Here is a 13,062-nt window from a genome sequence, read left to right on the forward strand (position 1 = left end):
TTGATTCGCTTTGTGGGGTATGGCTTCAGAAGGACCCGGCAGGAAGATGAATAGCCCTGCGCGGGCGCGTTCAAACAGCCAAATTGTACCCCCAACCGGACACGAAGGGGCACCACCACAGGTATCCCGCGTCCGCCGATGCCGGTTCCAGACAGGTTCGGTCGGCTGTGCCGACTCAGATGCCGAGCGCACGCAGTTCGCTGCAGACGCGCGAACGGTCCCAGACACGCTGCAATTGCTGCTCGAACGGCTGCGAACGTGCTGGCAGCGCGATGCCGGCCTCGCCGTCGAGGCGATGGCCGATCAGACGAAAGTAGAAGTCGCCCGCATCGTTGAGCAGGCAGGCCGAGGCCAGCGCGCGGTCGACCGGATCGCTGACCTCGCGGAACTGGACCACGCTGGGCAGGCGCTGGGCCAGCGCCAGCAGCGGCGACCCGGCAGACGCGATCGCGGCGGCGTCGTGCACGATCACCCGCAGCTGCTTGTCGTGGCGGGCGGTGACGAAGCGGCGCAGGGCGGACTGTACCGGGGGCGCGTCGAGCAGCCCCGGGTCCAGTTGGCGGCTGTGCAGCCACAGCTGGCGACGGGCGCGGTGGATGATGGCCGTGGTGATCGCCACCGCCTCGACGCGGCTGTCGATGGCGCTGGCCACGCCCAGCCGGCGGCGCATCTGCTGGTGTCCGATGCCGGCTTCCTCGAACACCTCGCCCTCGGGCAGGAAGCCCTGGCGTGCATAGAAATCGCGCGCGGGCAGCTGGGCGTGCAGGTGCAGTTCGGCCAGGCCGAGCCGGCGCCCGGCTTCGACCAGGGCCGCCAGCAGGGCCTCGCCGACCCCGTTGCTGCGATGGGTGGCCAGCACGCCCATGCGGCCGATGCGGCCGTCCGGAGCCAGCCTGCCGGTGCCGACCGGCTGGCCGTCACTGTCCAGCGCCAGCACATGGGCACTGACCGGGTCCAGCGCATCGCGTTCCAGCTCGGCGGCGATGCCCTGTTCCTGCACGAACACGCGTTGGCGCACGTCGTGGATGGCAACGTGGGCGTCGGCGTGGCTGACCTGCTGGACCCGGATCATGACGATGGCTCAGGCCCGGCCGGTGCTGTCGTCTTCGTCGTCGTCCTCGAAGTTGACGATGACCTCGATACCGTCGTCGTGCACGGTCACGGAGTGGACATCGTCGGACACCGCGTCGGCGTCGATCGCCTCGACGCGGTCGCGGCCTTCGACGACCTCGCCGAGCACCACGGCATCCTCGCTGTCTTCCTCGTCTTCGGCCTCGTACACCTCATTCGGGTCGATCAGCTGGAACACACCACCGACCAGCAGCTGCTGGACCACGGCACGGCCCTTGTCGGACAGGCCGCGATAGGCGGCGGCGTCGAGCTGCTCGGCGCCGGCCAGTCGCTGCGCGTCCTTCACCGGCAGCGCGAAGTCCTGGCCGCTGACATACAGGCTGGCGCCACGCTTGGCCCGGCGCCAGGCCAGGCGGGCCCACGGGTGGCGCTGCAGCAGCATGCCCGAGGCCAGCGCTTCGACCACTTGCTCCGCGGCCGGCGCAGCCTGGTGGGCCATCACTTCGCCGGCGGCGCGGTAGGTGGTGATGAAGCGGCCGAACCAGTCACCCAGCTTGTCCGGGTCGTTCATGCGGATGGCGTTGAGGGCGGCGATCACCCGCGCCATCGCCACCGTGTCGATTTCGTTCGGGTCGGCCGGCACCTTCAGGTCGGCATCCTGGTAGCGGATGTTCTCATCGGCATCGGCGATCAGGGTGTCGAGATAGTCGCTGATCAGCTCGGCAGAAGACGGCGCACGCATGCCGAACGAGAAGGTCAGGCAGGGGTCTTCGGCGACGCCGTGGTGCGGCACGTTCGGCGGCAGGTACAGCATGTCGCCCGGCGCCAGCACCCAGTCGTGGGTGGGCTTGAACACCTTCAGCAGTTTCAGCTCCACGTCCGGGCGGAAGCCCAGCGGCGGCTGCCTGCCCTTGATCGATTCGCTCGCATCGATCTGCCAGCGACGGTGGCCGTGGGCCTGCAGCAGGAACACGTCGTACTGATCGACATGGGCGCCGACCGAGCCGCCGGTGGCGGCGAAGCTGATCATCACGTCATCCATGCGCCAGCGCGGCAGGAAGCTGAAGTGTTGGATCAGGGCGCGCACGTCCGGGTCCCACTTGTCCACGTCCTGCACCAGCAGGGTCCAGTCGTGGTCGGGCAGGGCGGGGAACACGTCTTCCTGGAACGGGCCGGTGCGCACGCGCCAGCCGTCCTGGGCCTTGTCGTGCTCGATCAGGCGCGCCAGCACACCTTCCTCGCAGGCCAGCCCGGCCAGGTCTTCCGGCTGTACCGGGGTCTGGAAATCCGGGAAGGCATTGCGGATCAGCAGCGGGCGCTTCTGCCAGAAGTCGCGCAGGAAGGTGGCCGGCGCCATGCCGAGCGGCTGGCCGGGGCGGGCGGTGACTTCGATCAGGGGGGCGGAGGACTTGCGGGCGGCCATGGGGGAATCCTTGCAGCGGAAAGCGGGAGGGGCGGCGTGGCGAGCCGCCAAGGGTTCCATTGTCCGCCGTTCGTCGGGATTGCGCACGTGCGGTGGTTTGTCGCGGGGTGTCCGGCCAACGGCGGAGCCCCTCGTGGCGGGGTCTGGGTTGGTCGCTGAAAGCAAAAGCCGGGTTTGGCCGGGCGGGTGGGCTGCGCGGGGGACGCTGCAAGTACGTCCCTGTAAGCTTGGCCGCCGCATCCATGCGGCGGACACCCCCGCGCAGCCCACCCGCCCGGCCCCTGACAGTTTCCTGCGCGGCCCGCCACGGAATGGAAGAAGAAGATCAAAGGCAACAGCGGGTCGCGCGCTGCGCTTGCTGATGCCCTTGTAGAGCCGAGCCCACGCTCGGCTTGCTGTTGCCCACGCCCAAAAGCAGCCGAGCACGGGCTCGGCTCTACAAAAGACCCTCAAACAAAGACGGACGCGGCGAAGCCGCGTCCCTCTTTCAAATTCCGTCCCGACAACCCAATGCTCTTCGATCCGTCACCGGGAATCTGCCAGAGGTGGGGCGGGAGGGGCCAGCGGGACCGTTGGCGCCATGGATGGCGCCATCGAGCCCCCATGGATGGGTTCACGGCGTGTCCCGCTGGCCCCTCCCGCCCCACCCAGCTAGCAGCAATCCAGAGCCGCTCTTGACGTTGCTATTGCCGTTGCCGTTGCCGTTGCCTGCCGCAGGCAGCGCCCGCGGCCGCCGCCGCAAAGGAATCCCCTTAAATCTTCTTCGCCAGCGACTCAGCCAGGCCGGTGTAGCTGCCCGGGGTCATCTCCAGCAGGCGCTGCTTCGCATCCGCCGGCAGCTCCAGCCCCTGCACGAACGCACGCATCGACTCGGCGGTGATGCCCTGGCCGCGGGTCAGCGCCTTCAGCTGCTCGTACGGGTTCGGCAGGCCGTGGCGGCGCATCACCGTCTGCACGGCCTCGGCCAGCACTTCCCAGGCCGCGTCCAGATCGGCGTCCAGGCGCTGCGGGTTCACTTCCAGCTTGCCCAGGCCCTTGGCCAGCGAATCCAGTGCCACCTGGCTGTGGCCGAACGCGGTGCCCAGCGCACGCAGCACGGTGGAATCGGTCAGGTCACGCTGCCAGCGGCTGATCGGCAGCTTCGCGCTGAAGTGCTCGAACAGCGCGTTGGCGATGCCGAAGTTGCCTTCCGCATTCTCGAAATCGATCGGGTTGACCTTGTGCGGCATCGTCGACGAACCAACTTCGCCTTCCTTCAGGCGCTGCTTGAAGTAGCCCAGCGAAACGTAGCCCCAGATGTCACGGGCCAGGTCGATCAGGATGATGTTGGCGCGGCGTGCGGCATCACCGATCTCGGCGATGTTGTCGTGCGGCTCGATCTGCGTGGTGTACGGGTTGAACACCAGGCCCAGGCCGGTCACGAAGCGCTCGGCGAAGGCTGGCCAGTCCACGTCCGGGTAGCTGGCGATGTGGGCGTTGTAGTTGCCCACCGCGCCGTTGATCTTGCCGGTCAGTTCGACCGCGGCAATCTGCCGGCGCTGGCGCTCAAGGCGCGCGACCACGTTGGCCAGTTCCTTGCCCAGGGTGGTCGGCGAGGCGGTCTGGCCGTGGGTGCGCGACAGCATCGGCTGGCCAGCCTGGGTGTGGGCCAGGGTGCGCAGGGTGCTGGCGATGCCGTCCAGGGTCGGCAACAGCACCTCGCGGCGCGCCTGTTCCAGCATCAGGCCGTAGCTGAGGTTGTTGATGTCTTCGCTGGTGCAGGCGAAATGCACGAATTCCAGCGCCGACGCCAGCTCGGCGTCGTCCTTCAGCTGTTCCTTGATGAAGTACTCCACCGCCTTGACGTCATGGTTGGTGGTGCGCTCGATCTCCTTCACGCGCGCGGCCTGGGCCGGGCTGAAGCTGGCGGCCAGCGCGCGCAGGCGGGCGATGGCAGCGTCGGAGAACGGGGCCAGTTCGACGATGCCCGGCTCGGCGGCCAGGGCCAGCAGCCATTCCACCTCGACCGTGATGCGGGCCTTGATCAGGCCGTACTCGGAGAAGATCGGGCGCAGGGCGTCGACCTTGCCGGCATAGCGGCCATCGAGCGGGGACAGGGTGAGCAGGGCGGAATCGGACATGTCGGCAGGGCTGGGACGAGCGGCGGGGCCGATATTCTACGACGTGCCGGCGGGGCGTGCCCTGTAGAGCCGAGCCCACGCTCGGCTGCTTCGGAGAATCCGGCGCCCCGCGGGCAGCCGAGCATGGGCTCGGCTCTACAACACGGCCCTGCGGACGGAACGATCTGGCCCGTCCTCGTCATCCCACGCTGCGGGCAAGGGAGTATCGTTGGCGCAGCCGCCAGCCCGGGAAGCGACACCCTGCCAGCCGCCGCTTCCCTTTCCCCAACTGAAGTAGTGCGGAGTTGATGCAATGAGCAGAGCTGCAAGCAAGGGTTTCAGAATCGAACACGACAGCATGGGCGAGCTGCAGGTGCCTGCCGACGCCCTGTGGGGCGCGCAGACCCAGCGTGCCGTGCAGAATTTCCCGGTGTCGGGCCAGCGCATGCCGCGCGGTTTCATCCGTGCCCTGGGCCTGGTCAAGGGCGCTGCCGCTGGCATCAACGCCGAGCTGGGCCATCTGCCCAAGAACGTGGCCAAGGCCATCCAGACCGCTGCCGCCGAAGTGGCCGCCGGCACCTGGGACGCGCAGTTCCCGATCGACGTCTACCAGACCGGTTCTGGCACGTCCTCGAACATGAATGCCAACGAGGTCATCGCCACCCTGGCCAACCGTGCCGGCAAGGCGGGCAAGACCGCGGTGCACCCCAATGACCACGTCAACCAGGGGCAGAGCTCCAATGACGTGATCCCGACCGCGTTGCGCGTATCGGCGGTACTGGCGGCACATGAGCAGCTGCTGCCGGCGCTGGTGCACCTGCGCAAGACCCTCGACAAGAAGGGCCGCAGCCTGCGCAAGGTGGTCAAGACCGGCCGCACGCACCTGATGGATGCGATGCCGCTGACCTTCGAGCAGGAGTTCGGCGCATGGTCGGCACAGCTGGCCTCGGCACAGGAACGCATCGAAGACAGCCTCAAGCGTGTGCGCCGGCTGCCGCTGGGCGGCACCGCCATCGGTACCGGCATCAATGCCGACCCGCGCTTCGGCGCGCAGGTGGCCAAGGCGTTGAAGCAGCAGACCGGGTTCAAGTTCGACAGCGCCGAGAACAAGTTCGAGGGCCTGGCCGCGCAGGATGACGCGGTGGAACTGTCGGGCCAGCTCAATGCACTGGCGGTGGCGCTGATCAAGATCGCCAACGATCTTCGCTGGATGAACGCCGGTCCGCTGGCCGGGCTGGGCGAGATCGAACTGCCGGCGCTGCAGCCGGGCAGCTCGATCATGCCGGGCAAGGTCAACCCGGTGATTCCGGAAGCGACGGTGATGGCCTGCGCGCAGGTGATCGGCCACCACACCGCGATCACCGTGGCCGGGCAGACCGGCAACTTCCAGCTCAATGTCACCCTGCCGCTGATCGCGGTGAACCTGCTGGATGGCATTGGCCTGCTGGCCAATGTGTCTCGCCTGCTGGCCGACAGCGCGATTGCCGGGCTGAAGGTGCGTGAGGATCGCGTTGCCGAAGCATTGGCGCGCAACCCGATCCTGGTCACCGCGCTGAACCCGATCATCGGCTACGAGAAGGCGGCGGCGATTGCCAAGCGTGCCTACAAGGAGCAGCGTCCGGTGCTGGATGTCGCGCTGGAGGACAGCGGCCTGGATGAAGCCGAGCTGCGCCGCCTGCTGGACCCGGCCGCACTGACTGCCGGTGGCATCCACGCGGGGGGCGGTGGCGGCGGCGGTTGATCTGCCGGTCGTAGGGCCGAGCCCATGCTCGGCTGCTTCCTGGACCTGGGCCGAGCATGGGCTCGGTTCTACAAGAGGAAACGCCGCCCAGGGGGCGGCGTTTTTTCAGCGACGGTCGGCGACGATGTTGCCGAAGGTGTCGGTGTAGTCCTTGAACTCGGGGATGCGCTGGACCAGGTCGGCCGGGATCACTTCCATGCCTTCCGGCGGCTGGATCTTCACCGGCTGCATGTTGGGATCGGCCGGGGCGGCGACCAGGGTGTTCTGGCGCAGCACCTGCAGCTTGCCGAACATGGTCTGCAGCATCTGCTTCTGTGCCTCGTCCAGCGGAATCTGGATCTCGTCCACCTTCATCGAACCATCGCCGAGGATGATGATGTTCGGCGCCGGCGGGCGACGCACAGTGACCATGCCTTCGCTGACGGAGATCTTTGGCTTGCCGCGCTCGGCGCGGTGGTTGCGGTAATCCTTGTCACAGCCGACCAGGCCCAGGCAGAGCAGGGCGGCCAGCAGCAGGAACAACTTCTTCATGGCATTCGGTTCGGGGGCCTCCGGGGCCGCCATTGTAAGCCGGCCGGCGCACGACGGCCGGCAGCGGGGCGCCGCTGCCGGCCCGGTGCGCTGATCTGTCACAGGCCTAGCGCTTGACCACGGTGTCCTTGCCGCAGTCGTCGACGTCACTCTGGTCCATCGTTGCGTAGGGCTTGAACGCCGGCAGCTCGCGTGCCAGTGCCTGCTGGCTGGCCAGCATCGCCGGCAAGCGGTGGCAGATGCGCTTGGCCTGGGCTTCGATCTTCTCGGCCTCGGCGTTGATCCGCTTCTCGATGCCTTCGCTGTCGCCGCTGAAGATGCCCTTCAGTGCCTCCCCGGCAGCGCTGGCGCCGAGCTTGGCGCCGGCCAGGCCGACATCCATGCCGTCCATCGCAATGGCGACGACGTGGCCGCGGTACTCCAGCAACCGCTGTCGCTGGGCCTCGTTGGCCGGCACGTCCTTGCCGTCGATCAGCAGGTGGCCATCCGGCGTGATCTCCGCACGCGGCTGCTTGTCGGCGGAGATGTTGATGTTGCCCTGGGTGATGTCCTTGCGGGCATCAACCATGGCCTCCTTGACGGTCTGGCCGACGCCGCGGGTGGCTTCGGCGACGCTTTTGCCGACGGTCTTGTCGGGCGTGGAAGAAGTGCCGCCGCAGGCGATCAGCGGCAGGCACAGCAGGATGGCAGGCAGCGGGCGCAGCAGGTTCATGGCAACTCCCTCGAATTGGTCCGGTGGCGGTTACTTGTTGCGGGGCAGGGTGACCGTGCCGCCGACGTTGCGGTGGCCGACATCGCCGCTGCCGCTGTGGTCGACGGTCAGGCTGCCGCGCACGCCGTCGACCTGGATGTCGCCCGAACCATGGCTGCGCACGTGCACGTTGCCGCCGATGTCGGACAGATCGACATCGCCCGAGCCGACCACGCCGACCTCGACGTTGCCTTGCACGCGCTTGAACCCGATGTCGCCGGAACCGACCGTGTCCAGCCGGGCGTTGCCGCGGACATCGCTGATCTTCAGGTCACCGGAGCCGACGGTGCCGGTGACCGCATCGCCGCCGATGTTGCGCGCCTTGACGTCGCCGGAGCCGAGCGACAGCAGGTTCAGCGAGCCGCCACCGTCGATGTCCAGGTCACCCGAACCCACCGCTGCGTGGATGCTGCCGCGGGTGCCGCGAACGATCGCGTCGCCCGAGCCGACGTCCACGCTCAGCGATTGGGCGTTGTCCACGCTGGCATCGCCGGAGCCGACCTTGAGCTGCAGGGGCAGGTTGTCGGGCACGCTGCCGCGGATGTCGAGCCACGCATAGCTGTTGCCCAGGCTGATGCCGCTGTGGCGGCCGTCGCGGCGCAGGCTGACGACCAGCTTGTCGCCTTCCCTGCGCTGCTCCAGTACCAGCTGGTCCAGCCATTCCTGGCTGGAGGCGCAGGCGCGGCCATCGAGCTGGCCACCGCCCTTGCTGGCGACGACCTTCAGGTCATGCTGGTTCACCTCCAGCACCACCGCCTTGGCGCCGGCCACATCCAGCTTCAGCGTGCGGGCGGCGGTGAACTTGCAGTTCGGAGCATCGGCGGCCAGCGCCGACAGAGGCAACAGCAACAACGCAGAACAGGCGAGCAGGGAACGCATGGGTGGTGCCTCCGGGTGGATGGAATCAGATCTCGCCGGCGCGCTTGCGCAGGCGGATGGCGAGGACGATGAACACGACACCGACGGCGGCACCGATCCATAGTTCCGGCATCGCCAGCGACTTCAGCTGCGAGGCCGGGGACATCAGGCTGACCACCGATTCGAGATCGCGACGCGTGCCTTCCTCGGCGCTGAGGCGATACACCAGGTCGGTGCCCGGCACGCCGCCCAGCAGCAGTCGGCCAACGATGTTCTGCCAGAACCAGCCGGTGGTCAGGCCGATCAACGGCATCACCTTGGTGGTGCTGACAATGACGCCGGCGAACAGCGGCAGCATCACCGCCCACAGGAACGGTTTGGTACGGGCCCAGGCCGAGCACAGCAGCAGCCAGCCGGCGGTGGGCAGGGCCCACAGGGCGTAGACCGGAATCCAGGCCAGGTGACCGGCGGCCAGGGTCAACGGGCTGGCCGGACCCCAGATCAGGGTCATCGGGCTGCCACCGTGCATCAGCGCGACGATGCTGATCACCAGCATGAAGCCGAACATGGTGATGATGCCGGCGATCACCGCGATCAGCGGGGCCACGACCAGTGCGCTGATCACCTTGGACAGCACGGTCTGGGTGTCCGACAGCGGCAGCGACTTCCAGAACAGGATGCTGCGGTCGCGACGGTCGTCGTACAGGGCGCCCAGACAGTAGAAGAACACCACGAAGGCCAGCACCAGGAACGGCCAGGCCGAGCTGAGCACCAGGGTCAGGTCGAGGCCGTTGCCGAGGTCGGCCAGGTCCTTGGCGCTGATGTCCCGGGTCAGCAGGGCCAGGTCCAGGCCGTTGATGTTCACGCTCTCGCCGTCGACATGCAGTGCGCCGTTGCGTGCTGCACGGTTCAGTGCAAACAGGCCGAAGGCGATGCCGACGGTGCTCATCACCAGCGAGATCAGGCCGGCGATCAGCGGCGCATACAGGAAACCGCCACGGTTCTCCCAGTACTCGCGCTTGAGCAGCCAGCGCAGGGTGCCCATCGGGCTGACGGGGTGGTTGACGGCAGTCATGCGTAGGTCCCCTTCATGATGGCGACGAACAGATCGGCCAGGCCCGGGCTGCGGGTCTCGCCAAGGGTGGAGAGCTGGGTGCGCGGCACACCGTCGAACAGCATTACGGTCTTGCCGAACGTCAGGCTGCGCTCGTCGATCGGCTTCAGCGCACGCGCGGTCTCCAGCTGGTCGGCGTTGACCAGAAGCTCGGTGTAGCGCTGGCCGACATCGTCCATTTCTGCATCGAGCACGATGCGACCATCACGGATGAACATGACGTCGCTGAGGATGTGCTCGATCTCCTCCACCTGGTGGGTGGTGACGATGATGGTCTTCTGTTCGTCGAAATAATCTTCCAGCAGGCGCTGGTAGAACTCCTTGCGGTACAGGATGTCCAGGCCCAGGGTGGGCTCGTCCAGCACCAGGATGCGCGCATCGATGGCCATCACCAGCGCCAGGTGCAGCTGCACGATCATGCCCTTGGACAGTTCGCGCACGCGCTGCTTCGGCTGCAGCTTGGTGTTGGCCAGGAAACGCTCGCAGCGGGCACGGTCGAAGCGCGGATGGACACCGGCGACGAAATCGATCGCTTCACGGACCTTCAGCCAGCGCGGCAGCACGGCGACGTCGGCAATGAAGCAGATGTCGTTCATCAGCGCGTCGCGGTGCTGCCGCGGGTCGCGGCCGAGCACGCTCAACTCACCTTCCACCGAGGTCAGGCCGAGGATGGCCTTCAGCGCGGTGGTCTTGCCGGCGCCGTTGGGCCCGATCAGGCCGACGATGCGCCCGCTCGGAATGCTGAAGCTGGCATTGTCGAGGGCCACGGTGGTCTTGTAGGCCTTGCGCAGGCCTCGGGCGGTGATGACCGGTTCACTTGCGGTGCTATTCATCAGACTTTCCCCTGGGGCAGCAATTCGTCGAGGCTCAGGCCCAGGCGCTGGATGCGCTCCAGCACCGCCGGCCATTCTTCGTTGAGAAAGCGCTCGCGCTCGCTGCTGCGCAGCTGCGTGGCCGCCTGCTCGGTCATGAACATGCCCAGGCCGCGGCGCTTCTCGACCAGGCCTTCATCGGCCAGTTCCTGGTAAGCGCGCGAAACGGTGATGGGGTTGAGCTGGTAGTCGGCGGCCACCTGGCGCACCGAAGGCAGGGCATCGCCCGGCTTGAGGATTCCGTCGAGCATCATGGCGATCACGCGCTCCTTCAACTGACGGTAGATGGGAGCGCCGTCGCTCCACTGGATGTCGCTCATATTCAGCTCCGTGGGGTCAGCGGCTGTGCGAACGAGAAATACGGCATGGACAGGGAGCTGTGCAGCCGACGCGGGGGAGAGGGGGAGGGATCGGCGTTCCCGGCCGGCGAAACGGATGCATCCTGCGCACTGTCGGCGGAGGCGGGAGCGGTTGGCATGGCCAGCCAGGCCAGCACGATCAGGGTCGAAACGGCAGCGGCCGCGGGTGCGGCGAGGTTGCGACGGATCCGGGCGTTCATGGCTCCCCCTGTCTCAGGTGACTGGTGTTGTATGCAACTATAACACCGGCACGCCCACGTGCAACCCCTTGCCGTGCCCAACTGATGGCAGGGGTGGTCAAACCGCTGAAATATCCCCTTATCCCCTTGATTGAAAAGGGAAACGGAATTGTCGTGCGGGCCGATCACGCCCTGCCTTCCATTCAGCGTTGTCCATGCTATGTCATCCCTGCGCCGTTGAGGGTGGGTCCTCCCGGGAAAGGCCACGCCGCGCAAAGCCGCCGGCGCCCGCCGCAACAAGGGGCAACGGAGCCCGGTGCTATAGTTCGGCCGATTCCCGGCCGCTATCGGCCGGCCCTGTGAATGGCTACCGCGGACTGCTCTCGATGCCCCTGCCGACCGTTGTCCCGCGCCGACTGCGCGGCCTGTCCCTGTTGACCCTGCTGGTGGCCGGCCTGGCCGGTTCCGCCCACGTGCTGGCGGCCGATCTGCTGGACCTGGACTATCGCCCGCTGGCCAGCAAGCAGCAGGTCAACCTGCAGCAGCGCTACCACGGGCAGGTGCTGCTGGTGGTCAATACCGCAAGCAAGTGCGGCTATACCCCCCAGTACGAAGGCCTGGAGGCGCTGCAGAAGCGTTATGCCGGCCGCGGCTTTGCCGTGCTGGGTTTCCCGTCCAACGATTTCAAGGGCCAGGAACCGGGTGACGAGAAGCAGATCCAGGATTTCTGCACGCTTACCTATGGCGTCAAGTTCCCGATGTTCGAGAAGGTGCACGTCGTCGGTGCGGAGGCCACGCCGCTGTACCAGCGGTTGACCGCAGCCACCGGCGTGGCGCCGGGCTGGAACTTCCACAAATATCTGGTCGGCCGCGATGGCAAGGTCATCGCCCAGTTCGCCAGCAAGGTGACGCCGGACGATCCACAGCTGACCGCCGCCATCGACAAGGCGCTGGCCGTCGCTCCTACGCATTGATATCCGGCACGGATGCCTCGACATCGACGGCATGCGTGCGACAATGCTTCTTTTCGCGCCGACGTCGGCGCCCAGACACTTCCAGGAATGCAGCGAATGAAGATGGGAATGCGCGGCGCCGCGGCGTCGGTTCTGATTCTGGCGATGGGCACTTCGGGTGTCGCTCTGTCGCAACAACCGGCTGCCCCCGCAGCCGCCAAGGAGACCGCAACCTTGAATTCCCCCAAGCAGAAGCTCGGCTACGCCATCGGCCTGGACGTCGCCAAGTCGTTCACCCCGATCGCCGATGAGATCGATGTGGCCGCGCTGCGCACCGCCGTGGAACGTTCGTTCGAAGGCCTGCAGCCGCAGATCACCCAGGAACAGGCCAAGGCCACCGATGCCGCACTGCGCCAGGTCGTGATGGCCCGCAGCGGGCAGCAGGTGCCGGGCATGGCGCCGGGTTCGCAGCCGCCGAAGGTCGACCGCGTCAAGGTGTCGCAGATGATCGGTTCCTACTCGGTCGGCCCGTCGCTGGCACAGCTGAAGGACGACATCGATGTCGCCTCGCTGTTTGACGCGATCAGCACCGGCCTGAGCAAGGGTCAGCCGAAGATGACGGAAGCTGACGCGACCGCCACCATCCAGGCGTTCATGGGCAGCAAGCAGGCCGAAATGCAGGCCAAGGCCGCCGCTGCCGCGCAGACCAACCGCGAGGAAGGCAATGCGTTCCTGGCCAAGAACAAGACCCAGCCCGGCGTGGTAACCACCCCGTCGGGCCTGCAGTACCAGGTCATCCGCCCGGGCAGCGGCGAGCGTCCGCTGCCGAGCAGCAAGGTGCGCGTGAACTACGAAGGCAAGCTGCTCAACGGCACCGTGTTCGACAGCTCCTATGGTCGTCAGCCGGCCGAGTTCGGCTTGGACCAGGTGATCAAGGGCTGGACCGAAGGCGTCGCGCTGATGCCGGTCGGTTCGAAGTACCGCTTCTGGATCCCGGGCGAGCTCGCCTACGGTGAGAACGGCACCCCGGGTGGCCCGATCGGCCCGAACGCGACTCTGACGTTCGACGTCGAGCTGCTGGGCGTCCTGCCGTAAGCGACCACGGAGCCAG

General features: G+C 67.1%; 13 protein-coding genes. 3 read left to right on the forward strand and 10 right to left on the reverse strand.

The genetic code is table 11. The features are described from left to right. Positions 1-175: 175 nt before the first annotated feature. The 3 genes from AC5P7A_RS02290 to purB form a co-directional block, all read right to left on the reverse strand. On the reverse strand, positions 176-1,072 hold the full coding sequence (locus AC5P7A_RS02290; protein ID WP_495219848.1) for a GNAT family N-acetyltransferase: 897 nt from the start codon (positions 1,070-1,072) through the stop codon (positions 176-178). Between the two features lie 9 nt (positions 1,073-1,081). Then, positions 1,082-2,494, reverse strand: coding sequence for a ribosomal protein uL16 3-hydroxylase (locus tag AC5P7A_RS02295; protein ID WP_134809078.1), 1,413 nt, complete (start codon positions 2,492-2,494; stop codon positions 1,082-1,084). Between the two features lie 752 nt (positions 2,495-3,246). Beyond that, a complete protein-coding gene (purB, locus tag AC5P7A_RS02300) occupies positions 3,247-4,614 on the reverse strand; it encodes an adenylosuccinate lyase (RefSeq protein ID WP_495219849.1) in 1,368 nt (455 codons plus the stop codon). Positions 4,615-4,906: 292 nt separating this feature from the next. Here purB and AC5P7A_RS02305 point away from each other — a divergent pair, with 292 nt between their 5' ends. Then, on the forward strand, positions 4,907-6,334 hold the full coding sequence (locus AC5P7A_RS02305) for a class II fumarate hydratase (RefSeq protein ID WP_478409025.1): 1,428 nt from the start codon (positions 4,907-4,909) through the stop codon (positions 6,332-6,334). A 105-nt stretch (positions 6,335-6,439) separates the two neighbouring features. Here AC5P7A_RS02305 and AC5P7A_RS02310 read toward each other — a convergent pair whose 3' ends face one another. The 7 genes from AC5P7A_RS02310 to AC5P7A_RS02340 form a co-directional block, all read right to left on the reverse strand. Continuing rightward, positions 6,440-6,865, reverse strand: a complete 426-nt coding sequence (locus tag AC5P7A_RS02310) for a hypothetical protein (RefSeq protein WP_014647695.1) — start codon at positions 6,863-6,865, stop codon at positions 6,440-6,442. A gap of 106 nt (positions 6,866-6,971) precedes the next feature. After that, positions 6,972-7,577: a YggN family protein gene (locus AC5P7A_RS02315; protein WP_495219850.1), complete on the reverse strand. Its 606-nt coding sequence runs from the start codon at positions 7,575-7,577 to the stop codon at positions 6,972-6,974. 30 nt (positions 7,578-7,607) lie between these two features. Further along, the gene (locus AC5P7A_RS02320; protein ID WP_014647693.1) at positions 7,608-8,495 is read right to left on the reverse strand and encodes a GIN domain-containing protein; all 888 of its coding nucleotides are present in this window, start codon (positions 8,493-8,495) and stop codon (positions 7,608-7,610) included. A 25-nt stretch (positions 8,496-8,520) separates the two neighbouring features. Continuing rightward, positions 8,521-9,549 (reverse strand): ABC-2 transporter permease, encoded by a 1,029-nt coding sequence (locus AC5P7A_RS02325; protein ID WP_046431579.1) that lies wholly within the window; start codon positions 9,547-9,549, stop codon positions 8,521-8,523. Next, entirely contained in the window at positions 9,546-10,421 is an 876-nt protein-coding gene (locus AC5P7A_RS02330) for an ABC transporter ATP-binding protein (protein ID WP_014647691.1), read from the reverse strand. Before AC5P7A_RS02330 ends, AC5P7A_RS02325 begins: the two co-directional genes overlap by 4 nt. Next, the gene (locus tag AC5P7A_RS02335; RefSeq protein WP_005410261.1) at positions 10,421-10,780 is read right to left on the reverse strand and encodes a GntR family transcriptional regulator; all 360 of its coding nucleotides are present in this window, start codon (positions 10,778-10,780) and stop codon (positions 10,421-10,423) included. Before AC5P7A_RS02335 ends, AC5P7A_RS02330 begins: the two co-directional genes overlap by 1 nt. A 2-nt stretch (positions 10,781-10,782) precedes the next feature. Then, positions 10,783-11,019, reverse strand: a complete 237-nt coding sequence (locus AC5P7A_RS02340; RefSeq protein WP_111207022.1) for a hypothetical protein — start codon at positions 11,017-11,019, stop codon at positions 10,783-10,785. A gap of 365 nt (positions 11,020-11,384) precedes the next feature. On the opposite strand from AC5P7A_RS02340, the gene AC5P7A_RS02345 reads away from it, so the two are divergent. Together AC5P7A_RS02345 and AC5P7A_RS02350 are read left to right on the forward strand one after the other, a co-directional pair. Next, a complete protein-coding gene (locus AC5P7A_RS02345) occupies positions 11,385-11,972 on the forward strand; it encodes a glutathione peroxidase (RefSeq protein ID WP_014647689.1) in 588 nt (195 codons plus the stop codon). Between the two features lie 96 nt (positions 11,973-12,068). Next, positions 12,069-13,046, forward strand: a complete 978-nt coding sequence (locus AC5P7A_RS02350) for an FKBP-type peptidyl-prolyl cis-trans isomerase (RefSeq protein ID WP_032962085.1) — start codon at positions 12,069-12,071, stop codon at positions 13,044-13,046. Positions 13,047-13,062: the final 16 nt, after the last annotated feature.

The sequence above is a fragment of the Stenotrophomonas sp. YJH_SMC_65 genome, assembly GCF_059369475.1.

What these genes read in the sequence shown, in the direction of transcription:
- AC5P7A_RS02290 (WP_495219848.1), bottom strand. Translation starts at nt 1,072, where the DNA reads ATGATCCGGGTCCAGCAGGTCAGCCACGCCGACGCCCACGTTGCCATC.
- AC5P7A_RS02295 (WP_134809078.1), bottom strand. Translation starts at nt 2,494, where the DNA reads ATGGCCGCCCGCAAGTCCTCCGCCCCCCTGATCGAAGTCACCGCCCGC.
- purB (WP_495219849.1), bottom strand. Translation starts at nt 4,614, where the DNA reads ATGTCCGATTCCGCCCTGCTCACCCTGTCCCCGCTCGATGGCCGCTAT.
- AC5P7A_RS02305 (WP_478409025.1), top strand. Translation starts at nt 4,907, where the DNA reads ATGAGCAGAGCTGCAAGCAAGGGTTTCAGAATCGAACACGACAGCATG.
- AC5P7A_RS02310 (WP_014647695.1), bottom strand. Translation starts at nt 6,865, where the DNA reads ATGAAGAAGTTGTTCCTGCTGCTGGCCGCCCTGCTCTGCCTGGGCCTG.
- AC5P7A_RS02315 (WP_495219850.1), bottom strand. Translation starts at nt 7,577, where the DNA reads ATGAACCTGCTGCGCCCGCTGCCTGCCATCCTGCTGTGCCTGCCGCTG.
- AC5P7A_RS02320 (WP_014647693.1), bottom strand. Translation starts at nt 8,495, where the DNA reads ATGCGTTCCCTGCTCGCCTGTTCTGCGTTGTTGCTGTTGCCTCTGTCG.
- AC5P7A_RS02325 (WP_046431579.1), bottom strand. Translation starts at nt 9,549, where the DNA reads ATGACTGCCGTCAACCACCCCGTCAGCCCGATGGGCACCCTGCGCTGG.
- AC5P7A_RS02330 (WP_014647691.1), bottom strand. Translation starts at nt 10,421, where the DNA reads ATGAATAGCACCGCAAGTGAACCGGTCATCACCGCCCGAGGCCTGCGC.
- AC5P7A_RS02335 (WP_005410261.1), bottom strand. Translation starts at nt 10,780, where the DNA reads ATGAGCGACATCCAGTGGAGCGACGGCGCTCCCATCTACCGTCAGTTG.
- AC5P7A_RS02340 (WP_111207022.1), bottom strand. Translation starts at nt 11,019, where the DNA reads ATGAACGCCCGGATCCGTCGCAACCTCGCCGCACCCGCGGCCGCTGCC.
- AC5P7A_RS02345 (WP_014647689.1), top strand. Translation starts at nt 11,385, where the DNA reads ATGCCCCTGCCGACCGTTGTCCCGCGCCGACTGCGCGGCCTGTCCCTG.
- AC5P7A_RS02350 (WP_032962085.1), top strand. Translation starts at nt 12,069, where the DNA reads ATGAAGATGGGAATGCGCGGCGCCGCGGCGTCGGTTCTGATTCTGGCG.